The organism is Flavobacterium tistrianum (assembly GCF_003254545.1).
GTDB lineage: Bacteria > Bacteroidota > Bacteroidia > Flavobacteriales > Flavobacteriaceae > Flavobacterium > Flavobacterium tistrianum.
On sequence record NZ_QJRH01000073.1, the window covers coordinates 171349 to 195756 of the forward strand.

Sequence of the window (24408 nt, forward strand, 5' to 3'; positions counted from 1 at the left end):
TCAATTTAGTATTAGAATGAAATATTAATTGCAAAAGTATATTGTGCCGTAATTGGGAAAGCTACTCCTCCTGTGTTACGGAACTCAGGATCTTGTCCGTTTAATTTTTTATCTGAATAAATCAGCCAAGGATTAACCGCTGAACCTTTCAAGGTGAAAGTTGACAATCCTAATTTTCTCTTATAATCGCTTGGGAATTCCCAGCTTAAAGAGATATTTTTTAAACGTACGAAATCACCGCTTGCAATTCTAACATCAGAGAAATTATAAGTGTTGTAAGCAATCTGTAAGTCACTTGCTCCATAATTTCTATTCATTAATTTATCTGCAATAACAGGAACATTAGTATAATTTTCGTCTCCTGGATTGATCCATCTGTTCGCAAAATCTTTTGTAAATACTGTCTGATCTGTATATCTGTTGCTATACACAGGGTTTAATCTTACTTTGTTTCCTCCAGATCCAACTACGAATACATAAAGCGACCAGTTTTTGTATGTGAATGTGTTAGCGAAACCGATAGATTTGTTAGGTTCTACAGATCCTTCATATTTCAAATATTTAGTTACATCTTTTGTATCTTGGAAATTAGCATCTGTTATATTGTTTTCTGCTCCATCTTGCAAAATAAAAGTTGGAAGTCCTTCATTATTTAAACCTGTAAATTGATAAGAATATAATGAGTTTCTAGGATGCCCTACTGTATTTCCTCCGTTTGTAGCAATCAAATCAAATACAGCTGGTTTGTTAGCCAATTTTGTAATTTTTTGATCATAAACAGAGAAGTTTACTGTAGTAGACCATTTAAAATCTTTTGAAACAATGTTTTGAGTTGTAAAACCAACTTCAAGACCTTTCGTTTCCATGTCTGCATTGTTACCTTGCTTGATAGATTGTCCTCCTACTCCAGATGTAATCACGTAATCGATCAAATCGAATGCTTTACGACGATAAATATCTGTTGTTAACTGTACTCTATTTCTAAACATTCCAAGATCTACTCCAATATTTGTTTCATATTGTTTTTCCCAAGTCAAATCTTTGTTCTGTAAATCTTCTATACGAATTGCGTTTTCTCTATCACCAACAGCAAAACGGTCTGTGATAAAACTTTTATAAATTGCCAATGAGTTTGTTGCTGGTCCAGCAGTTGCTGTTAAACCATAAGAAGCTCTAAGTGCCAATGTATTAATAGGCTCAACATCTTTCATAAAGTTTTCCTCTTTAATGTTCCATTTACCACTCACAGTATAAGTTGGCAACCATCTAGAAGAACCAACATCTCCTTGTCTATTTGAACCATCATAACGACCTGTTAAAGAAGCCGTATAACGACGATCGTAAGTATATCCTACTTTACCAAAGAAACCAACAGTACGCTCTCTTTCTGCTCCAAACGCATAGTAAGAGTTTCCTTCATTTACCAATTTTTCAATCAATTTAGGGTCAACAAAAGAAGTAAGACCTTTTTCGAACTGAATACCAGCAGCAGTAAAATTGTCATTATTTCTATCTACAGATCTAAACTCTGTACCAACGAATGCTTCTAATTCATGTTTTTCATTAAATATATTTCTGTATGTAACACTATTTCTAACATTGTACGAAGTCATGTCGTTAGTAAACTTTCTTAAGAATCCTCCATTTGGCAATACTGAAACTTTTGGTGCTGTCAAATCATTTGGATTCTGATATAAAAACACGTTGTCTTTCTGAATTTGAGTATTCAAAGTTGCACCAACTCCAGCGTTGTAAGCTCCCACTACGTTTGAATCTTCGTAGATTTTGTGTTCTCTTGAAGTATTAGCGTAACGTGCTGATGCTGTAAGGTTATAAGATAAATTTTTATTGATTTTATAATCTAAATCAGCTTGAAAACGAATATCATTTACTTTGATATCTAAAGTATTATTTTCCAATTCGTTAAGAATATTCATTGGCGCCCAGTTATTTTGATAATATTCAAGATTGCCATTCTCATCATAAGGTCTTAACGTTCTGCTTGTACTCAATACATAGTTGAATGGGTTGATATCAAAATCTCTAGTTACTTTACCAAAAACTAAATCATTTTTGCTATCATAAGCACCTGGAGCTTCCTGATCACGCATTGATCCTAAAGTCGATAACGTAATGTTTAATTTGTCGTTAATGTAGAATGTACCTTTAATGTTAGCAGACAATTGTTTTACATTATCTGCTACAGTCCATCCTGGATCTGTATAATATCCTAAAGAAGCATAAAAAGTATTGTTTTTTCCACCACCAGAAAAACTTAAAGAGTGATTTTGAGTAATTGACGGTCTAAATAAAACTTTAAACCAATCTGTATTTGCTAATTCGTATTTTTTCAAAAATTGATTAATATATGGTTGCTCATTTCTAACTCCGAATTGACCATTTGAACTGTCATATAAATTAATCTGTTTTGCCAAAATACCGTAAACACCACTAAATCTCGCTGTTAACGAAGAGCTTTGATCCAAATATCCTTTTGCTCTCATCTCTTGAAAAACGCTCATAGATTCTTGAGAATTTAAGATATCAAACTGAGTGTAGCTTGGTACTGTTCTAACGGTATTTTCTACAGAATAATTAATTTTTAAAGGAGAATCTCTACGGCCTTGTTTTGTGGTAACAACAACAACTCCATTTAAAGATCTTGAACCATAGATTGAGGTAGCAGATGCATCTTTAAGAATTTCAATGCTTTGAATATCATTTGCATTTAAACCTGCAACTGCAGAACTTAACAATGTAGCTGAGTTTCCAGATGCTAAATCTGCAAATGTTACATTGATAATATCTTCTTGAACTACACCATCAATAACCCATAAAGGTTTTGTATCACCAAAGATAGAAGAAGATCCACGAACTGTAATTTTTGGAGTAGCACCAAAAGATCCGGTTACGTTTTGTACAGTAACCCCCGCAGCTTTACCTTCAATCATTCTACTAACATCTACAACACCATCAACTTTTAACTCAGCACCAGAAATTTTACTGATTGCTCCAGTAAATGTTCTTTTTGACGTTTTCTCATATCCAGTTGTAACTACAACTTCTTTAAGATTTTGTCCTGCTTCAGTTAAAACCACAGTTGGCGTAGGATTGCTAATTCCGATTTCTTTTGTCTCCATACCTACATAAGAAATAACCAAACGATCTACGTTTGCAGGCATTTCGATAGAGAAATTTCCATCAAAATCTGTCAGTACAGCAGTTTTTGTTCCTTTTGCCATTACAGTAGCTCCCGGAAGTGGCGACCCGCTTTGATCTGTTACTTTTCCTTTGATGATTGGTCCGAAAGTCAAAATTTCAAACAAAGAATCGTGATTATTTGTATTAGAAAAAGAAACAGCACTTTTTTGAAGCACAATCTGATTACTCACTTCAGAAAAAGTAATATTAAAAGGAACCAGCACTCTGCTCAAAATACTAGCCAGAGTTTCCTGATTTGCTTCTATACTTACTTTCTCTCCAAGCTGAGGAAGTCTTGAGTTATAGGAAAATTTTACATGAGCAGACTTTTCGATTTTCGATAAAGCATTGTCTAAAGTTAGGTTATCAACTGTAATCGTAACTTTAGTATCTAATTTTTTCTGCCCATTTACATTATTTGCGAGAGTAACGCTTGAAAACACAAGCGCTAACACAAACTGAAACAGCGTTATTTTCATGATTTGGTGAAGTAATCGTTGCTTGACAACAGGTTTTTTCATAATTTTGGTTTGTTTTGATTAATACTATTCGAGTGTATTTTAAGAAACATCATAAATTGCCCTTTACAGAGAGTAATTTATTCAGATTTAAGTGTCGTTAATGTTACAGCATTCTCGGCACTTTTTTTTATGTATTTGTTTTTTACATAGGCAGTTATAAATTATTTTTTAGTTTTTAATTAGTTTAATTTTGGTTTTATTTTATTTCGATTTTTAATTGAATTAAGAATTCTAGTTACAGCCAGAACTCGTAATTACAATTTGATTTCCGTTCATTTCGTAATTAGTATCATTACCAATACTTTTACAGATTATTTTCAGCTTTTCGGCAAGCGGCTGATCGCTTAATGAAGTGGTTAATCGACAATCTTTCAATTTTTCGTGCGGAAAATCAATATCTACCAAATAAGCCTGCTCAATAGTTTCAAGAATTTGCGCAACAGGAATGTCGTTAAATTCAAAGCTTAACTGTTCTATATTCCTAACACTGCTCACCAAAATCGGATCTTGAGTGATATTGGTTATTTTATTAAAAACTAATTCTTTACGAGCAAAACGCAATGCTTGATTAGGAAGAAGAACAATTTCCTTGTTTTCAACATCATGAACTAAATTGTTAGATTTTACCTTAACTTTACCGGTGCGAACAAGAACTTCGACATTTTGCTGGTCTGGATAAGCCTTTATCCTAAAGCTTGTTCCAACAACGCGAGTTACAATTTCGTTAGCATAAACAAAAAAAGGCTTTTTAGGATTTTTACTAATTTCAAAGAAACCTTCGCCGGATAAATACACCTTTCTTTCGTTTCCGGTAAAGATTTTAGGGTAACTTAATTTACTATTGGGCTGTAATAAAACTGAACTTCCATCAGATAAAGTAACTATCTGTGATTTTTCAGAATTATTGGTTTGTTCTACCAAACCTTCATCATTATCCTGAATAAGTTCATTGTACGTTACGACATTGTCGTTTGGCAATATATCATTTTTAAAAAACCATAAAGAAAACATTCCTACTAAAACAGCCGCCGCAACGCCGCTAATCCAGTATCTCTGTATTTTTAGTTTTTTAATTTTTGAAGTCTCTTGAGAAAGTTCCTCTCTATGTTCAATTTTTCGCCAAGTTTGCTGCAGGGCTTCGTGAACTTCGTTTGAAGACAAATGAGATTTTGGAACTCTCATTGCTAGCAACACAAGTCTAGCATCTTCGACAAGTTTGGCTCTTTGAAGATTTTCTAAAGTCCATTCTTCCCAGCCTTGCTCATCAATTTTAGATAAAATCCATAATTGAAAAGATTCATCGGCCAAGAAGTCTTCTATTTCGGTATAATTGTTACGTTTTTGCATCTTACTATTAAGGTTACAAAAACATAGAGGACAGTTTTTTTATTATATACTCACCTATTTAAGATTTTTTTTTGATTTTTTCTTAAATTTTTAAAAAACCCCTGAAGATATAAGGACTAGAAGCGGAATACAACCTTTCCATTCCTTACGAAGATTTAACAAACCACGATGAAGAAGATTACTCGCAGACTGATAATTCATCTCCAATAAATCGGCAATTTGATCTACGCTCAAACCTTGGTGATAACGTAAATACAGCGCCTCTTTCTGGCGTCCAGGCAAATCATTTAATAATTTATTCAAAAGAAGAACACGTTCAGCCGTGACTTCATCTTCAACTAAATCATTTTCTATAGAAAAGTCAAAAAGAAATTCCAAAGCATCTGTAGTGGTGGCTTTTCTAAATACATGATCTCTTTCATGTAAACGGGCAATTCTCTTTCTAACGCTAGAAAGCAGATATGCTTTCACTATAACATTATCTTGAAGAGAATCTCGATAAAGCCAAATATCAGCAAAAACATCTTGAATACAATCTTGCACCTTTTCAGCATAGGGACAAAGTGAATTGCCATAACTGATTAAGTCTCTATAATATTTTTCAAAAAGTAAAGAAAAAGACTTCTCATTACCGTTTTTTAAATTGTTCCATAGAATAAAATCGTCTAAAACCTTGTTCTTTAAAATTTGGCTCATACAAAAATACTTAGGGGCGCAAAAAATCGAATCAATTTAAACTAATTGTAAAAAGGAGGACTAATTGCAAGGGGTTAATATTGCTTTTAAAATTTGACTCTTTAAAGATTATTGGCTTTGTAATAAACTATAATTTAACATAAATTAAACAAGTGTCTTACATTTTTCCAAATATCCTCTATCACAAATGAATCGAATTTTAACATTATTTTTTGTTTTTGTGTGATAAATATATAAAAGCAAATGATTAAAACCCAATAATTCGCTAAAATTTACCACTTTTTTTAAATTCATCAATATTTCCCCTACTTTTTTGATTAAACTTAAAATTTACGATAATTTAAATTTTAATTAACAAAACTAAACCATAAGGATTTTATTTCTGAATCCTCAAATATTATTTATTTTCCTCTTACAAAACTTAGACTATTCCATTATTCAATTTTACTATTAAAAAACAAAAAAGCCTTACTGAAAACAGTAAGGCTTTAATCAAGACTTTTTATTTGCTTAAAAAGCAACGTTCCATCTTGGCAGTTTTCCATTTTCATCTAAGAAATTTTGCAAAACCTGCCCTTCAATAGCAGTTGGAATTGCTTTTACATCTCCAGCAAAAGTTTCGTACCATACTACTTCTAATGCTTCAATGTTCTCTAATTTCATTTGAGCTGGCCAAGAATATTTTCTTCCTGTTTTAGCAAATTGATGCCCGTTTACGATTTTGTCGTAAAGTCCACCGTTTTTACTTTTTAACGTTCCATCATTCTGAACAGTTCCTGTAGAACCAACCATAATTAGTTCTTTTGCATCACCTTCAACAGCATACACAACAAAGATTCCAGCGCTTCCTTCTGGCGCGTTGCAAGCCTCTTCAAGACTATCATTTACAGTAAAAGTAAAACTGTTTGTTGCTTTAAATTTTTCTAATTCTTTATACATATTTTCTTTTTAAGCTTCTAAGATACTGTCCCAATAGCTATCGGGATCGATGCTGAGTTTTTTTATTTACGCCTCAGCCTTTAAAATGTAAAAAAGTCTCAACAGGATAATTGAGACTTTTTTGGAATTTATTATTTTGAGACTTGAAGATTATCCAAGTACTTCTTTTACTTTTTTACCAATTTCAGCTGGCGAATCAACAACGTGAATTCCGTTGTCTCTCATGATTTGTTTTTTAGCAGCAGCTGTATCATCAGAACCACCAACAATTGCACCTGCGTGCCCCATTGTTCTACCAGCAGGAGCAGTTTCTCCAGCGATAAATCCAATAACTGGTTTACGGTTACCATCAGCTTTTACCCATCTTGCAGCATCAGCTTCAAGTTGACCACCGATTTCACCAATCATAATGATAGCTTCAGTTTCTGGATCGTTCATTAATAATTCAACAGCTTCTTTAGTTGTAGTTCCAATGATTGGATCTCCACCAATACCAATTGCAGTTGTGATACCTAAACCTTGTTTTACAACTTGGTCAGCAGCTTCGTAAGTTAAAGTTCCTGATTTAGAAACGATACCAACTGTTCCTTTTTTGAAAACGAAACCTGGCATAATACCAACTTTAGCTTCACCTGGAGTAATTACACCTGGACAGTTTGGACCAATTAATCTTGAATTTCTTTCTTTAACATAATTATTTGCTTTAATCATATCTGCTACAGGAATTCCTTCTGTAATAGCAATAATTACTTTAATTCCAGCATCAGCAGCTTCCATAATTGCATCAGCAGCAAAAGCTGGCGGAACAAAAATGATAGAAGTATCAGCACCAGCTTGGTCAACAGCATCTTTTACTGTGTTAAAAACTGGACGATCTAAATGGCTAGTACCACCTTTTCCTGGAGTAACACCTCCAACAACATTAGTACCATACTCAATCATTTGAGAAGCGTGGAAAGTACCTTCGCTCCCTGTAAATCCCTGAACAATTATTTTGGAATCTTTATTAACTAAAACACTCATGATATATATTTTATGTAGTTTTTAAATTTGTGTTGCAAAAATAAGGTTTTGTAATGTATTTTGACTCTTTTATTGTCAAAAAAATATTAAGAAAATTGACTCATCTGATAACCTCTATAAAGTTTATCATCTTTTATTTGCCAAATGGTTGCAAAATGTGCTAAAAGCATCTCTTCTCTCGGATTCTCGATTGTTTTCACAAAATGAGAGTAACGCACTGATACTAAATCATCTTCGCTAATAATATGGCTAATTCTAACCTTAGAACGCACGTAAGCACGGCTAAGTTCATTGGCCATTTCAATTATCGAATCATAATCCATCTGAATAAAACCTTTACTACTGTTCCATTCAAGCGTAACATCAGGATGCAGATATGTTTTTAAAATTTCGCTATCAATTAGGGCATCTGACTTATAAAATTTCTGAACAAATTCTTTAATAGACATATTACTTCAATTTACTTAAAATTTCAGGAATCTTCTTGATATTGGCTAATTGTTTCAATTTCTCTCTAGACTCTTCAATTGGAGTACCAAAATACGATTTTCCTCCTTCTACCGATTTAGTAACGCCTGTCTGTCCCATTACAACTGCTTTTGAGCCAATTGTAATACCGCTAGTTGTACCAACTTGTCCCCACATTGTTACTTCGTCTTCAATAATTACACAGCCGGCGATACCAGTTTGAGAAGCAATCAGACACTTTTTTCCAATTACGGTATCATGTCCAACATGTACTTGATTGTCTAATTTAGTTCCTGCCCCGATTGTTGTATCCCCAGTAACACCTTTATCGATTGTGCACAAAGCACCAATTCCAACATTATCTTCAATAACTACTCTTCCACCAGAAACTAACTGATCAAAACCTTCGGGACGTTTTTTATAATAAAAAGCATCAGCCCCTAAAATAGTACCAGCATGAATAATTACATTATCGCCAATTATGGTATGATCGTAAATAGAAACATTTGAATGAATTAGACAGTTTTTACCAATTTTCACATGGTTTCCAACAAATGTATTGGGTTGAATTATAGTTCCCTCTCCTATTTTTGCCGACGGTGCAATAGCCACGTTAGCAAACTGAAATGGTTTAAAATGCTTAGTAAGAATATTAAAATCTCTAAACGGGTCATCAGAGATTAAAAGAGCTTTACCTTCTGGGCATTCTACTTCTTTGTTTATTAAAACAATTGTAGCTGCAGATTGCAAAGCTTTATCATAATATTTTGGGTGGTCAACAAAAACAATATCTCCAGGCTCAACAACGTGTATCTCGTTCATACCTAAAACTTGAAAGTCTTTGTCTCCGATAAATTTGCAATTAAGCAAATTGGCAATTTCTTGTAAAGAATGACTCTTTGGAAATTTCATATAGTGTAATTAGAAAACTTGTAAATTAGAAAATGAGTCAATTAGAAAATGAGTCAATTAGAAAATTAATATTCAAAATTATGCTGATCCAAAAATTATCTACTTGACTCATTGTCATATTATCTCAATTAGAAAATGAGTCAATTAGAATGTGAATATACAAAATTATGTCGACTCACTTATTATCTAATTGACTCATTGTCAAATTATCTTAATTAAAATAACTATTCTTTAACACGCTCCATGTAAGAACCTGTAGCTGTATCAATTTTAATTTTGTCTCCTTCATTGATAAACAAAGGGACGTTGATATTTGCTCCTGTTTCTACTGTAGCATTTTTAGTAGCATTTGTCGCTGTATTTCCTTTTACACCTGGCTCAGCATAAGTAACTTCAAGAATTACAGAAGCTGGCATATCTACTGATAATGGCAAATCTGTCTCTGTATTAATCTGAACCATAACATTTGTTCCTTCTTTTAACAAATCTGGAGCATCCAAAATGTTTTTGTTTAAAGAAATTTGCTCAAACGTTTCAGCATTCATGAAGTGAAATTCATCTCCTTCTGGATATAAATATTGAAATGTATGTGTTTCAACACGAATAACGTCAATTTTATGACCTGCTGAAAAAGTATTGTCTAATACTTTACCAGAAGTTAAACTTTTCAATTTTGTTCTTACGAAAGCTGGACCTTTTCCAGGTTTTACGTGAAGAAATTCAATAATTTTATAGATATCGTGATTAAATTTAATACACAATCCGTTTCTAATATCTGATGTAGATGCCATTGCTGTTTGTTTATTATATATTGTTAAATCGTTTAACCGTTTATCTGTCTAAATAAAAAACAAATAAACGGCTAAATTTTTCTTTTTAATAGTTCCCTGAGTAACCTTTCATAATCCCTCTAGATGAATTTCTAATAAAATCAAGAATTTCATCTCTTTCTGGAGTTGCTTCCATTTCAGCCTCAATGATGCTTAACGCTTGAGTTGTATTGTAATTCTTTTGGTATAAAATTCTATAGATTTCCTGAATTTCTCTAATTTTTTCAGTTGTAAATCCTCTTCTTCTTAAACCTACAGAGTTAATTCCAACATAAGACAAAGGTTCTTTTGCTGCTTTTGTAAACGGAGGAACGTCTTTTCTAACTAATGATCCTCCAGAAATCATAGCATGATCTCCAATATGAATGAACTGGTGAATTGCAGCTAAACCTCCAATAACAGCATGATTACCAACAACTACGTGACCTGCCAGCGCTACACCATTTACAATAATTGCATTATTTCCAATCTCACAGTCGTGTGCAATATGAGCATAAGCCATTACTAAACAATTGTTACCAATTACAGTTTGGCCAGAAGCAATTGTTCCTCTATTTATAGTTACACATTCTCTAATTGTACAATTATCACCGATAATCGCAAGAGAATCTTCACCTCCGAATTTTAAATCTTGTGGCACCGCAGAAATTACAGCTCCTGGAAAAATATTACAATTTTTTCCAATTCGAGCACCTTCCATAATGGTCACGTTTGAACCAATCCAAGTACCATCACCAATAACAACATTATTGTGAATTGTTGTAAATGGCTCTATTACAACGTTTTTAGCGATTTTAGCGCCTGGATGAACATATGCTAATGGTTGATTCATCTGTATGTTTTATATTTTTAATTAAAATATTCTAATTTGAAGCAACAAACCTAAACAATAAATTTGATAATTTATTATTGTTTTCTTGCTATTTGCGCCATCAATTCTGCTTCAGTTACTAATTTACCATTTGCATAAGCGTTTGCCTGCATATGACAAATCCCTCTTCTGATAGGAGATATTAACTCACATTTAAAGATTAAAGTATCACCTGGCAATACTTTGTGTTTAAATTTAACATTATCAATTTTCATGAAATATGTCAAATAATTTTCAGGATCCGGAACAGTGCTTAACACTAAAATTCCTCCTGTTTGCGCCATTGCTTCTACAATTAATACACCTGGCATAACTGGAGCTTCTGGGAAGTGACCTACAAAGAAATTCTCATTCATAGTAACATTTTTCAATCCTACTACATGACGATCAGACATTTCGATAATTCTGTCGATTAACAAGAATGGCGGTCTGTGAGGAAGCATAGACATAATTTTATGAATATCCATCAATGGTTCTTGATGCAAATCATAAGTAGGAACATGATTTCTCTGCTCTATTTTGATAATTTTTGCCAATTTCTTTGCAAATTGAGTATTTACAAAGTGTCCTGGTTTATTAGCAATAATTTTTCCTTGAATACGAACTCCAATTAAAGACAAATCTCCAATTACATCAAGCAATTTGTGTCTTGCAGCTTCGTTTGGATAGTGTAAAGTCAAGTTATCTAAAACGCCGTTTGGTTTTACAGAAATCTCTTCTTTACCAAACGCTTTCTTCAAATTCTCCATTGTAGACTCAGAGATTTCTTTATCTACATAAACAATTGCATTATTTAAATCTCCACCTTTAATAAGGCCATGTTCTAATAATGACTCTAATTCATGAAGGAAACTAAATGTTCTAGAACTTGCAATTTCAGATTTAAAATCTGACAAACTTTTAAGAGTAGCATTTTGAGTACCTAAAACTTTTGTACCAAAATCTACCATAGTTGTAACTTGATATTCATCGCTTGGCATAACAAGGATTTCGCTTCCTGTAGCTTCGTCTGTAAAAGAGATTACTTCTTTTACTACGTAAACATTACGTTGCGCGTCTTGCTCTTCGATACCAGCTTTTTCAATAGCTTCAACAAAATATTTTGATGAACCATCCATAATTGGAAGTTCAGAGGCATTCAATTCAATAATAATATTATCCAAATCGCATCCAACTACTGCCGCTAAAACGTGCTCTGGTGTCTGAATTTTCACACCAAGTTTCTCAAGATTTGTTCCTCTTTGAGTATTAACAACATAATTAGCATCAGCCTCAATGACTGGTTGACCTTGCAAATCTACTCTTACAAAAGTGAAACCATTATTAACGGGTGCAGGTTTAAAAGTCATTGTAACTTCTTTTCCAGTGTGTAAACCAACTCCTGTTAGCGAAATTTCATTTTTGATGGTCTTCTGTTTAACCATTATTTCCATTTTTTGGGTTTATTATTTGTTTCTTTAATTCTTCAACTTCAGCCACAATCTTAGGCAGATTCTTAAAATGAACATACGATTTATTAAAATCTGTATATCCAAGAGATGGAGTTCCTTGCAGAACTTCATCATCTTTAATGTTTCTGGCTACACCTGATTGCGCTTGAAGCCTAACATTATTTCCTATTATTAAGTGACCTGCAATACCTACCTGTCCTCCAATCATACAGTTTTCGCCAATTTTTGTAGAACCTGCCACACCACTTTGAGCTGCTATCACAGTATTTTTCCCAATTTCTACATTATGCGCAATCTGAATCTGATTGTCTAATTTAACTCCCTTTCTAATTATCGTAGAACCAAGAGTTGCTCTATCAATTGTAGTATTAGCACCAATATCTACATTATCTTCAATAATAACATTTCCAATCTGAGGCACTTTACTGTATTCTCCGTTTTCGTTTGGAGCAAAACCAAAACCATCTGCACCTATAATAACGCCAGAATGAACCGTACAATTATTACCAATTACAGTTTCAGAATAGATTTTCGCACCAGCAAAAATAAATACATTATCTCCAATAGTAACATTGTCTCCAATAAAGCTATTTGGGTAAATTTTTACATTATTCCCTAAAACCACATTTTGTCCGATATAACTAAAACTGCCTAAATATAGATTCTCTCCATATTTCGTGCCTTCAGACATAAAAGACTGAGGCTCGATACCGTTTTTGTTTAATTTTACCTGATTATAAAAATGCAAAAGTTTAGAAAAAGCCGCATAAGCATCTTCTACTTTTATAAGTGTAGTATTAATTTCCTGTTCAGGAATAAAGCTATCATTAACAATTGTTACTGTCGCTTTTGTAGTGTATATGTAATTGATATACTTTGGGTTAGCCAAAAAAGTAAGAGAACCTTCCTCTCCTTCTTCGATTTTAGAAAGCTTAGAAACTTCTGCATTGGGATTCCCAACAACTTCTCCTTCTAAAATTCCTGCTATTTGTTCTGCTGTAAATTTCATCGCGACAAAAATATAAAAAATAGGTTTTAAATGTTAATTTTATATAAGTTGTTTTGGAAAACAGATATAATATTTTGTTACCAATTTAGATAACGATTTCAAATTCAGCTGATCAGAAGCTTCAACAACATCTTCAATTGTTTTATCTTTTTTCAAAATACGAATAGGTTCTGCTTCTTTGCTGTAAGCTTGGTTTTTAATTTTTCCTCTAAAAATAAAATATCCTGCATCTACTGCAGAAATTTGATGCGCTTCTGCAAACTCCTCTTTTAAAGATTGTGATTCTTCCATCGGAATTTTTTCTGCACTTAGCTTAATCTTCAACAAATCTCTGTTAATGATCATCTTACTTAAAGTAGAAAGTATAAAATCATTGTGCCTTTGCCAAGCTTTTAATGCGCTTATAATATCAAAATCATCTAATTGTGAAAACAAGTCTAATTTCTCTGCATCAAAATCTTCAAGCGTAATTTTATTTTGCATGAAATACATTAGAGGTTCACTGCAAGGTAGTTTAACACTTTTTAGAGTCAGCTCTTTTGCTCTTTTTAAAACTTTCATTAAAATTAATTCTGCCACCAAGCTTGTTTTATGCAAGTAAGCCTGCCAGTACATTAATCTTCTGGAAAGCAGAAATTTCTCGACAGAATAAATTCCTTTTTCTTCAATGACCAAAACATCGTTTTCTACGTTCATCATCTGAATCAATCGTTCAGAATTTACATTTCCTTCTGCAACACCTGTATAAAAACTATCTCGTTTTAAATAATCCATTCGATCCATATCCAATTGACTTGAAATCAATTGCAACATGAATTTTCTGTGATATTCTCCTTTAAATACCTGAATCGCCAAACTTAATCTTCCGCCAAATTCTTCGTTAAGCTGATTCATAAATAATAGTGAAATCGCCTCATGATGGACATCTTCGACAATACTTTTTTCCATTGCATGCGAAAATGGCCCGTGACCAATATCATGAAGTAAAATAGCTATCAAAAGTGCATTTTCTTCTTCATCAGAAATAATGACATCTTTAAAACGAAGCGTGTCAATTGCCTTCTTCATTAAATGCATACATCCTAATGCATGATGAAAACGGGTATGATTGGCTCCTGGGTATACCAGATACGATAATCCCATCTGTGAAATACGGCGTAAACGCTGAAAATATGGATGCTGAATTAAGTCGTAAACTAGCTCATTGGGAATCGTAATGAAGCCATATATAGGATCGTTGAATATTTTTAATTTATTGATCTGAGTCACAGTGTGGTCATTTTTTAGGTCAACAAATATAAGTAAATAAGTATAAAGAGCTTGGTGTTTTTTATTTAAAAATCACAATTGAAATTGTAATGATTATCAATAAAATACATTAAAAAATGTTAAATTTCAAAATAAAATCATGCCTCATCTTTGGTAATTTTATACTATTTTTAATACTTTTTAAGTTCTATAACTTTAAATTGCAGTAAAATTAAATTGATTTATGGATAAGATAAAAATACTTTGGGTCGATGATGAAATCGATCTTTTAAAGCCTCACATATTATTTCTAGAAAAAAAGAATTACGAAGTTACAACTTGCAATAACGGACTCGATGCGATTGCGTTATTTGAAGAAGATAATTTTGATATTGTTTTTCTGGACGAAAACATGCCTGGAATGAGCGGACTGGAAACACTTTCTGAAATGAAAGAGAAAAAATCAGCTATCCCGATGATCATGATTACCAAAAGCGAGGAAGAATATATTATGGAAGAAGCCATTGGTTCCAAAATCGCTGATTACTTGATTAAACCTGTAAATCCGAATCAGATTCTGTTGAGTTTGAAAAAAAATCTAGATGATTCGAGATTAATTACAGAAAAAACAACTTTAGATTATCAGAAAGAATTCAGAAAAATTTCGATGGAATTAGCAATGGTTAATTCGTACGAAGACTGGATTGAATTGTATAAAAAGCTGCTATTTTGGGAATTAAAACTAGAAGACATCAATGATACAGCAATGATCGAAATTCTAGAATCTCAAAAAGTTGAAGCTAATTCTCAATTCGGAAAATATATTGAGAGAAATTACGAAGACTGGTTTGCGCCAAAGGCAGACAAGCCTATACAGTCTAACACTTTATTCAAAGAATTAGTAGTTCCAGAAATTAAAAAGAAAGACAAACCGATTCTTTTTGTTGTAATTGACAATCTTCGTTACGACCAATGGAAGGCTTTTGAAGGTGTAATTTCAAACTATTACAAACTGGAAAAAGAAGTTCCGTACTACTCTATTCTTCCAACAGCCACACAATATGCCAGAAACTCTATTTTCTCTGGTTTAATGCCATTAGAAATGGAAAAACAATTTCCTGAATATTGGAAAAATGATGTTGAAGATGGCGGAAAAAACCTTTATGAAGCAGAATTTTTATCGGCTCAATTAAAAAGATTGGGTTTAAACATTAAGGAAGATTATTTTAAAATCACCAATTATGCAGGTGGAAAAAAACTGGCAGAAAACTTCAAAGCTTTAAAAGGAAATGACTTAGTTACCGTAGTTTACAACTTTGTAGATATGCTTTCGCACGCTAAAACTGAGATGGAAGTCGTAAAAGAATTAGCTTCAGATGACAAAGCATACCGTTCTTTAACTTTAAGTTGGTTCAAAAATTCTCCTTTGTTAGAAATCATTCAGCAGGCACAACTTTTAGGTTTCAAACTGATTTTAACCACAGACCACGGAACTATTAATGTAAAAAATCCGTCGAAAGTTGTGGGTGATAAAAATACAAGTCTGAATCTGCGTTACAAAACCGGACGTAGCTTAACATACGAGCAAAAAGACGTTTATGTAGTTAAAGAACCTAAAACAATTGGTCTGCCAGCTATAAATATGAGTAGTTCGTTTATTTTTGCCAAAAATGATTTTTTCTTGGCATATGTAAACAACTACAATCATTATGTGAGTTATTACAAAAACACCTACCAGCACGGGGGAATTTCATTAGAAGAAATGATTATTCCGTTCTTGGTATTTAATCCGAAATAAAAGTTTACAGTCTCAATTTTCAGTTTTCAGCAGTGAGCACAATTAAATAAAAATATCTTTTGCCACAGATTTCACAGATTATCACTGATTAAAAAATCCTTTTTAATCTTTTAATCTGTGGCATTAAAAAATAATTCGCGGAAATTTGCGAAATTCGTGGCAAAAATAAACACAACAATGAACATCGTTTTTTCATTAGATCAAATTCAAGAAGTTGCGGATCAGATTATAGCTTCAAATCCTAATAAAATTATCCTTTTTAATGGAGAAATGGGAGTTGGAAAAACAACTTTGATCAAACAGCTATGCAAAAGTCTTGGAATTACTGACGCAACTAGCAGTCCTACTTTTTCTTTAGTAAACGAATATCAAATTCCAAACGGAAAAAAAGTCTATCATTTTGACTTTTACAGAATAAAACAAGAAACCGAAGCGCTAGATATGGGAGTTGATGATTACCTGTATTCTGGAAATTGGTGTTTTATTGAATGGTCTGAAAAAATTGCAAATTTAATTCCTGAAGAACATTCTACTATAAATATCGAATTGCTTTCTGACGGAAAAAGAGAACTAGAGTTAGTTTAAAATATCTTCAAAAAGAAAAATCTGTTCTTTATTGATAGTTATTAGAGTTTCTTAACTTTTGACCTTCAGTATTAGCAGAATTTTTACACTAATTTTAAAACTTTTTACGTAATTTGTACTCTTAATTTTTTGCACTATCCATGTCAATCACGTTAACTCCATTTACAAAACAACAATTAATACCGCAGGAAGAAAAACTTGAGGTTGGTCGTTTTAAAAGAGAACTTTTTATAGGAATCCCTAAAGAAACAAGTTATCAGGAACGTCGTATCTGTCTTACGCCCGATGCAGTCGCTTCTTTAACTTATGAAGGCCATCGCGTTATGATTGAATCTGGCGCTGGAGAAAGTTCAAGTTATAGTGATAAAGAATATGCTGATGCCGGTGCAGAAATCACAAAAGATGCCAAAAGAGTTTTTGGTTGTCCGTTTCTATTAAAAGTAGAGCCGCCAACTTTAACCGAAATCGAAATGATCAATCCTGAAACGGTTATCATTTCTGCTATTCAGCTAAAAACCAAAAAGAAAGAATACTTTGAAGCTTTAGCAAAAAAGAAAATCACTGCCTTAGCTTTTGAATATATTAAAGATGAAGACGGCTCTTATCCAGCAGTAAAATCTCTAAGCGAAATTGCAGGAACAGCTTCAATCTTAATTGCTGCCGAATTAATGATTACAAATGAGTTCGGAAAAGGGCTTTTATTTGGAAACATAACAGGCGTTCCTCCTACTGAAGTTGTAATTCTTGGTGCTGGAACTGTAGGCGAATTTGCTGCTAAAACCGCAATCGGCTTAGGTGCAAACGTAAAAGTTTTTGATAACTCTATTACTAAACTACGTCGTTTACAGAACAATTTAAATCAAAGAATTTTTACTTCAACCATACAGCAAAAAGGTTTATTAAAAGCTTTAAGACGTTGTGATGTTGCAATTGGTGCGATGCGCGGTAAAGAACGTTGCCCGATTGTAGTTAACGAAACAATGGTTGAACATATGAAAAAAGGCGCTGTAATTGTTGACGTTAGCATTGATACCGGAGGTTGTTTTGAAACATCTGAAGTAACAACTCACGAAAAGCCAACATTCATAAAAAATAACGTTTTACACTATTGCGTACCTAATATTCCGTCACGTTATTCTAAAACTGCTTCATTATCAATCAGTAACATCTTGACTCCTTACTTACATCAGATAGCCGAAGATGGTGGTATTGAAAGTGCCATTCGTTGCAACAAAGGCCTTAAAAACGGAATTTATCTTTATCACGGAATTTTAACAAATAAAGCCATTGGCGACTGGTTTGATCTTCCAGATAACGATATTAATTTACTTGTATTTTAAGGGAACTTTAATGTACCTTTGCAAAAATTTTATTTCATGAAGTTCGTACATCGTTTTGCATATTACCTGATTGGTCTCGTTATGGGATGTTTTATTGTATCAGGATTTTTTATCGGAAAAGACACTCGTTGCAATTATTTTCCAAATGCCCGAGTTTTAAACAATCTTAGAACAAAACCTTTTCAATATTCTCCAAAAGCTGTTCAGACTTTAAACGAAAAATGGGTCGATACGGCAGATATCAAAAACACATTGACTTACGGTGATGTAGATTTTGATCAAAGTAATGTTCCTACAAAAGGAGGAAAATTATACATCATTGAAGGAAAAACGATAAAAAATCAAGAAATTATTCTAAAAGTGATTAATTACGAAAACAAAGCCGTTTTAGAAGAAATCGCAAAAAAATAAAAGAAAACCCAATAACATTAAAACAGTTATTGGGTTTTCTTTTATAAAAAGCATATATACATATATCATGATAAAATCAAAAAGACACAAAGTTTTTTCCCTTTGTCACTTTGCAACTCTGAACCTTTGAAACTTAAAAAAAATCACCATTCAATTTCTTTTAATCCTTTAGATTTCAAGAAATCATTGGTTTGGCTAAAATGTTTGTTTCCAAACCAGAATCCTCTATTGGCACTTAGAGGCGAAGGATGGCCTGATTTTAGAATATGATGTTTTGAAGCGTCAATCAAAGCAGCTTTCTTCTGGGCAAAACCTCCCCACAGCAAAAAGACAACATTTTCTTTCTCCTCAGAAATTTTCTTAATAACTGCATCTGTAAATTTTTCCCAGCCTTTTCCCTGGTGACTTCCAGCTTCAGATTGTCTAACGGTCAAAGTAGCATTTAAAAGAAAAACACCTTGATCTGCCCAACGTTCTAGATTTCCAGTTTTCGGAAGCGGTTTTCCCAAATCGGTTTCGATTTCTTTAAAAATATTATATAAAGAAGGCGGAAAAGGAATTCCGTCATTCACAGAAAAACACAAACCATTTGCTTGATTTGGCCCATGATAAGGATCTTGCCCAATAATAACCACCTTTACTTCATCAAAATGACAATGATCAAAAGCAGAAAAAATCTGATTCCCTTTTGGGTAACAAACTTTTGTTGCGTATTCAGATTTTACAAATTCTATTAAATCGTTGAAATATGGTTTTTCGAATTCTTCATTCAAAACAGGCTTCCAAGAAGAATGCATTTTCACGTCCATAATTTTTTTTATGCGAATTTCAGAAATTAATACTTAAAATCAAAAAAGTAAAAAGCTCAAAGTCGAAAGTTAAGCAAACTAAAAACTCATAATTCATAACTCATAATTCATTATTGTTTTCGTACTTTTGTCTTTGCTTTCATAAAGAAATTAAATGATCAGTATTACCGAAAAAACGTTACAAGACTTACAATTTCCAACCGTTCTCGAAACCATTTCTGATGGTTGCAATACCGATATTGGAAAAGAAAAGGCTTTACAAATAAAACCATTTAGAGATAAAGAAGAATTAATGCAAGCTTTGATGCAAACATCTGAGTATGTATCTTCTTTTCAAAATAATAACGCCATTCCGAATCACGGATTTGACGCCATAACGCATGAAATTAAATTTCTTGCAATCGAAGACAGTTTTCTTGAAGTGGGAAGTTTTAGAAAAATTGCTAATCTTTCTGCAACTACAAATGTCTTATTGAATTTCTTAAAAAAGTTTGATGATTATTATCCAAACTTAAATGCTAGGGCTTCTCGCGTAGAGCTAACCAAAGATATCATAACTGCAATTGATGCAATTGTAGACAAATATGGAGAAATAAAAGACAATGCTTCTCCTGCTCTAGCTGGAATTAGACAAAACATGAACTTGGTTCGCGGAAAAGTGAATCAAAGTTTTGGTGTGGCTCTAACTCAATACAATAGCCTTGGTTATTTGGATGATATCAAGGAAAGCTTTGTGCAAAACCGTAGAGTTTTAGCAGTCTTAGCAATGTACCGTCGTAAAGTAAAAGGTTCTATTTTAGGAAGTTCCAAAACTGGGAGTATTGCTTATATTGAACCTGAAGCTACTTTGAAATATTCTAGAGAATTAGCCAATTTAGAATACGAAGAGAAAGAAGAAATTACAAGAATTCTAAAGAATCTATCAAATGTAATTCGTCCTTATCTTTCTTTATTAATTGAATATCAAGACTTTTTAAGTGATATTGATGTTGTTGCAGGTAAAGCTAAATACGCAAATCGAATTAACGGAATTCTGCCAACCATTACAGAAGAAAGAAGATTATTCTTTAGAGAAGCGTATCATCCGATTTTGTATCTGAACAATAAACAGAAAAAGGAAGTTACGCATCCTCAGACAATTGAGTTAAAACAAGAAAACAGAATTATTGTAATTTCGGGACCAAATGCCGGAGGAAAAACGATTTCTTTAAAAACGGTTGGATTATTACAATTAATGCTGCAATCGGGAATTTTGATTCCTGTTCACGAAAGAAGTGAAACTTTCTTGTTCGATAGAATTTTAACTGACATTGGAGATAACCAATCTATTGAAAATCACCTAAGTACTTATTCGTATCGCTTGAAAAACATGAATTACTTTTTAAAGAAATGTAATCGAAAAACCATGTTTTTGATTGACGAATTTGGTACTGGTTCTGATCCTGAATTGGGTGGAGCTTTGGCTGAAATTTTCTTGGAAGAATTTTATCATCGTGAAGCTTTCGGAATTATCACAACGCATTATTCGAATTTAAAAATTTTGGCAAACGAATTGCCTTATGCTACAAATGCAAATATGATGTTCGATGAAAAGTCACTTGAACCAATGTACAAACTGGCTTTGGGACAAGCAGGAAGTTCGTTTACTTTTGAAGTCGCTCAAAAAAATGGAATCCCGTTTGGATTGATCAATCGTGCGAAAAAGAAAATCGAAGTCGGAAAGGTTCGTTTTGATAAAACCATTGCAACACTTCAGAAAGAGAGATCGAAGCTTGAAAAAACTTCCCTTAATTTAAAAGAAGAAGAAACTCGTGCTCGTGAAGAAAGTAAAAAGATGGAAAACATCAATACCAGAATCCAACAAAAATTGGAAAGCTATCAAGAATTATATGATAGTAATCAAAAGATAATTTACATTGGACAAAAAATTGATGATATAGCTGAGAAGTATTTCAACAACAAAAACAAAAAGGAACTTATTGGCGAATTTTTGAAAATTGTTGAAATTGAAAATTCTAAACGTAAAAAAGCAACTCCAAAAGAAGTCAAAGCAAAAGTTGAAAAACAAAAAGAAATCATTGCTGAAGTTCAGGTAAAAGTAGAAGAAATTCGAAAAGAGAAAAAAGAGAAAAAACTTAAACCTGTAGTAGAAAAACCAAAACCAATTTTAAAAGTTGGCGACCGAGTAAGAATGCTTGACGGAAGATCTGTTGGAAGCATCGATTTAATCGAAAAAAATAAAGCAACTGTAAATTATGGAATTTTTACTTCGAAAGTGAGTTTGGATGAACTCGAATTAGTAGAAGCTATTAAGAAATAAAGTTTTAGTGGCAGTTTTCAGTAAAAAAAATGATCAAACAAGACTAAAATTAAAATAAAGCGATTTAAGAAACGTTTTCTTTTTAAAAGTAAATTATGATCACTTATTTTTTAAATTCGATCTAAATTGATTTATGAAAGCTGTTTTTGATTTGAAAATTTTATTCAAAACAAAAAATCAATAGATAAAACTAATTTACTTTATATGCATTTTAGCTTTGTCAAAGTTTCAAACTTTGACAAAGCTTTACTTAAATAAAAAAAATGGAAAATCTTCCAAAAAATAAAAAAATAATTCTTTTTGACGGAGTTTGTAATCTCTGCAGTTCGGCGGTTCAATACATTATCAAACACGACAAGAAAGATATTTTTAGATTTGTTGCGTTACAATCTGATTTAGGGATTTCAATTTGCAAACATCTGGGAATCAGTTTTTCAAAAATGGACAGTATTATTTTATACGATCCTGGAACAGCTTATTTTTATAAATCTTCAGCAGTAATTGAAATAGCTAAAAATTTTGGAGGTTTATGGAGACTCAGTCCAATTTTTAGAATTGTTCCCATTTTTATTAGTGACAAAATTTATGATTATGTCGCAAAAAACAGATACAATTGGTATGGCAAAAAAGAAAGCTGTATGATTCCTACTCCTGAATTGAAAGCTAAGTTTCTTTAAGAGAAATTCCGATTTTTGAAATTCCAAATTTCAACAGTAAAACTTCAATCTCCGCAATATTGTCATTTCGACGAAGGAGAAATCTCCACGAGAAGCTCGACAAAGATTGGATTTTCGTTATAGAGTTACTTGCGAAGATTTCTCCTTCGTCGAAATGACAAACTAGATGGTAAAATAAAAAATCCCAAATTCATATCAATTGGAATTTGGGATTTTTTTATTTGAAATTTATTAGAAAGAATTATCTAATTAATTTTCTATATTTCAAACGTTTAGGAGTTAAATCACCACCAAGACGTTTCTTTTTGTTTTCTTCATAATCAGAGAAACTTCCTTCGAAGAAATAAACTTCAGAATCTCCTTCAAACGCTAAGATGTGTGTACAAATTCTATCCAAGAACCATCTGTCGTGAGAAATAATTACAGCACAACCAGCAAAATTCTCCAAACCTTCTTCAAGTGCTCGAAGTGTATTAACATCAAGGTCGTTCGTAGGCTCATCCAGTAAAAGTACGTTTCCTTCTTCTTTCAAAGTCATGGCTAAGTGTAAACGGTTACGTTCTCCACCAGAAAGCATTGATACTTTTTTGTTTTGCTCTCCTCCACCAAAATTAAAACGAGATAAATAAGCTCTTGAGTTAACTTGCTTTCCACCCATCATAATCAACTCTTGACCATCTGCAAAGTTTTCCCAGATTGATTTATTAGGATCAATGTTCGAGTGTGATTGATCTACATAAGCAATTTTCACTGTATCACCAACTGAAAATTCTCCGCTATCAGTTTGCTGTTCTCCCATAATCATTTTGAAAATAGTAGATTTACCAGCACCGTTTGGTCCGATAATTCCAACAATACCTGCTTGTGGCAAAGTAAAATTCAAATTATCGTATAATAATTTATCTCCAAATGCTTTTGCAACATTTTTAGCTTCAATAACATTTGTTCCTAAACGAGGGCCATTCGGGATATAAATCTCTAATTTTTCGTCTAGTTGTTTTTGATCTTCATTTAATAATTTGTCGTAGTTCTGTAAACGCGCTTTTTGTTTGGTCTGACGACCTTTTGCACCTTGGCGAACCCATTCCAACTCACGCTCTAAAGTTTTTCTACGTTTAGAAGCTACTTTTTCTTCTTGAGCCAAACGGTTTGATTTTTGATCTAACCAAGAAGAATAGTTTCCTTTCCATGGAATACCTTCTCCTCTATCCAACTCAAGAATCCATCCAGCCACATTATCCAAGAAATAACGGTCGTGCGTTACAGCAATTACAGTACCTGAATATTGCGCTAAATGCTGCTCTAACCACAGAACTGACTCAGCATCAAGGTGGTTGGTAGGCTCATCTAATAACAATACATCTGGCTGTTGTAACAACAAACGACATAAAGCTACACGACGACGCTCACCTCCTGAAAGGTTTTTAATTGGCGTATCACCTTCTGGAGTACGCAATGCATCCATTGCGATTTCTAGTTTTGTATCGATTTCCCAAGCACCAAGAGCATCAATTTTGTCTTGTAATGCCGCTTGACGTTCCATCAATTTATCCATTTTATCTGGATCTGAATAATTTTCTTCCAGACCAAATAAATCATTGATTTTATTGTATTCTTCTAAAACCGCCATTGTTTCGGCAGCTCCTTCACGAACAATTTCTATAACTGTTTTAGAATCATCAAGAATTGGTTCTTGCTCCAAGTATCCAACCGTATAGCCTGGCTGAAAAACTACATCTCCCTGATAATTTTTATCAACTCCTGCAATAATTTTTAAAAGTGAAGATTTTCCAGAACCGTTAAGTCCCAAAATACCAATCTTAGCTCCATAAAAGAAACTAAGGTAAATATTCTTAAGAACTGGTTTGTCTGCTCCTTGATAGGTTTTACTCAATTTCTGCATTGAGAAAATTACTTTCTTATCGTCTGACATTTTTTATTTTTAATTTTAA

The 24408-nt window shown here is 32.8% G+C and carries 20 protein-coding genes; 6 read left to right on the forward strand and 14 right to left on the reverse strand.

Annotation, left to right across the window (positions count from 1 at the left end):
- Window positions 1-11: 11 nt before the first annotated feature.
- From DMB71_RS19820 to DMB71_RS19875, 12 genes are all read right to left on the reverse strand, one after another.
- On the reverse strand, window positions 12-3722 hold the full coding sequence (locus DMB71_RS19820) for a SusC/RagA family TonB-linked outer membrane protein (protein WP_111369199.1): 3711 nt from the start codon (window positions 3720-3722) through the stop codon (window positions 12-14).
- Window positions 3723-3953: 231 nt separating this feature from the next.
- Window positions 3954-5069, reverse strand: a complete 1116-nt coding sequence (locus DMB71_RS19825) for a FecR family protein (RefSeq protein ID WP_111369201.1) — start codon at window positions 5067-5069, stop codon at window positions 3954-3956.
- 90 nt (window positions 5070-5159) lie between these two features.
- Window positions 5160-5765, reverse strand: a complete 606-nt coding sequence (locus DMB71_RS19830; RefSeq protein ID WP_111369203.1) for an RNA polymerase sigma factor — start codon at window positions 5763-5765, stop codon at window positions 5160-5162.
- 510 nt (window positions 5766-6275) lie between these two features.
- Window positions 6276-6704 carry a hypothetical protein gene (locus tag DMB71_RS19835; protein WP_111369204.1) on the reverse strand — a complete coding sequence of 143 codons (429 nt, stop codon included), beginning with the start codon at window positions 6702-6704 and terminating at the stop codon, window positions 6276-6278.
- A 150-nt stretch (window positions 6705-6854) separates the two neighbouring features.
- Entirely contained in the window at window positions 6855-7727 is an 873-nt protein-coding gene (gene sucD, locus DMB71_RS19840; protein ID WP_057118027.1) for a succinate--CoA ligase subunit alpha, read from the reverse strand.
- Between the two features lie 86 nt (window positions 7728-7813).
- Window positions 7814-8176, reverse strand: a complete 363-nt coding sequence (locus DMB71_RS19845) for a nuclear transport factor 2 family protein (protein ID WP_008464044.1) — start codon at window positions 8174-8176, stop codon at window positions 7814-7816.
- A 1-nt stretch (window position 8177) separates the two neighbouring features.
- Window positions 8178-9107 carry a UDP-3-O-(3-hydroxymyristoyl)glucosamine N-acyltransferase gene (locus DMB71_RS19850; RefSeq protein WP_111369206.1) on the reverse strand — a complete coding sequence of 310 codons (930 nt, stop codon included), beginning with the start codon at window positions 9105-9107 and terminating at the stop codon, window positions 8178-8180.
- 224 nt (window positions 9108-9331) lie between these two features.
- Window positions 9332-9898 (reverse strand): elongation factor P, encoded by a 567-nt coding sequence (gene efp / locus DMB71_RS19855; protein ID WP_111369208.1) that lies wholly within the window; start codon window positions 9896-9898, stop codon window positions 9332-9334.
- Window positions 9899-9983: 85 nt separating this feature from the next.
- Window positions 9984-10769 carry an acyl-ACP--UDP-N-acetylglucosamine O-acyltransferase gene (lpxA, locus tag DMB71_RS19860; RefSeq protein ID WP_091497682.1) on the reverse strand — a complete coding sequence of 262 codons (786 nt, stop codon included), beginning with the start codon at window positions 10767-10769 and terminating at the stop codon, window positions 9984-9986.
- 74 nt (window positions 10770-10843) lie between these two features.
- Window positions 10844-12232 (reverse strand): bifunctional UDP-3-O-[3-hydroxymyristoyl] N-acetylglucosamine deacetylase/3-hydroxyacyl-ACP dehydratase, encoded by a 1389-nt coding sequence (locus tag DMB71_RS19865; RefSeq protein WP_111369740.1) that lies wholly within the window; start codon window positions 12230-12232, stop codon window positions 10844-10846.
- Complete coding sequence (lpxD, locus tag DMB71_RS19870) at window positions 12225-13268, reverse strand: UDP-3-O-(3-hydroxymyristoyl)glucosamine N-acyltransferase (RefSeq protein ID WP_111369210.1); 1044 nt, start codon at window positions 13266-13268, stop codon at window positions 12225-12227. The genes DMB71_RS19865 and lpxD overlap by 8 nt, the downstream gene beginning before the upstream one ends.
- A gap of 39 nt (window positions 13269-13307) precedes the next feature.
- Window positions 13308-14537, reverse strand: a complete 1230-nt coding sequence (locus DMB71_RS19875; protein ID WP_111369212.1) for an HD domain-containing protein — start codon at window positions 14535-14537, stop codon at window positions 13308-13310.
- A 223-nt stretch (window positions 14538-14760) separates the two neighbouring features.
- On the opposite strand from DMB71_RS19875, the gene porX reads away from it, so the two are divergent.
- The 4 genes from porX (at window position 14761) to DMB71_RS19895 (ending at window position 18650) form a co-directional block, all read left to right on the forward strand.
- Window positions 14761-16314 carry a T9SS response regulator signal transducer PorX gene (porX, locus tag DMB71_RS19880; RefSeq protein ID WP_111369214.1) on the forward strand — a complete coding sequence of 518 codons (1554 nt, stop codon included), beginning with the start codon at window positions 14761-14763 and terminating at the stop codon, window positions 16312-16314.
- Window positions 16315-16491: 177 nt separating this feature from the next.
- On the forward strand, window positions 16492-16899 hold the full coding sequence (tsaE, locus tag DMB71_RS19885) for a tRNA (adenosine(37)-N6)-threonylcarbamoyltransferase complex ATPase subunit type 1 TsaE (RefSeq protein ID WP_111369216.1): 408 nt from the start codon (window positions 16492-16494) through the stop codon (window positions 16897-16899).
- 140 nt (window positions 16900-17039) lie between these two features.
- On the forward strand, window positions 17040-18239 hold the full coding sequence (locus tag DMB71_RS19890) for an alanine dehydrogenase (RefSeq protein WP_162614854.1): 1200 nt from the start codon (window positions 17040-17042) through the stop codon (window positions 18237-18239).
- 36 nt (window positions 18240-18275) lie between these two features.
- Window positions 18276-18650 (forward strand): DUF4258 domain-containing protein, encoded by a 375-nt coding sequence (locus DMB71_RS19895; RefSeq protein ID WP_111369218.1) that lies wholly within the window; start codon window positions 18276-18278, stop codon window positions 18648-18650.
- Between the two features lie 143 nt (window positions 18651-18793).
- Here the strand turns inward: DMB71_RS19895 and DMB71_RS19900 are convergent, their stop codons facing one another.
- A complete protein-coding gene (locus tag DMB71_RS19900; RefSeq protein WP_111369220.1) occupies window positions 18794-19459 on the reverse strand; it encodes a uracil-DNA glycosylase in 666 nt (221 codons plus the stop codon).
- Between the two features lie 154 nt (window positions 19460-19613).
- Between DMB71_RS19900 and DMB71_RS19905 the strand changes: the two genes are divergently transcribed.
- Window positions 19614-21779 carry an endonuclease MutS2 gene (locus tag DMB71_RS19905; RefSeq protein ID WP_111369222.1) on the forward strand — a complete coding sequence of 722 codons (2166 nt, stop codon included), beginning with the start codon at window positions 19614-19616 and terminating at the stop codon, window positions 21777-21779.
- Window positions 21780-22042: 263 nt separating this feature from the next.
- Entirely contained in the window at window positions 22043-22456 is a 414-nt protein-coding gene (locus tag DMB71_RS19910; RefSeq protein WP_111369224.1) for a thiol-disulfide oxidoreductase DCC family protein, read from the forward strand.
- A 241-nt stretch (window positions 22457-22697) separates the two neighbouring features.
- Here the strand turns inward: DMB71_RS19910 and ettA are convergent, their stop codons facing one another.
- Window positions 22698-24389: an energy-dependent translational throttle protein EttA gene (gene ettA, locus DMB71_RS19915; protein WP_111369226.1), complete on the reverse strand. Its 1692-nt coding sequence runs from the start codon at window positions 24387-24389 to the stop codon at window positions 22698-22700.
- Window positions 24390-24408: the final 19 nt, after the last annotated feature.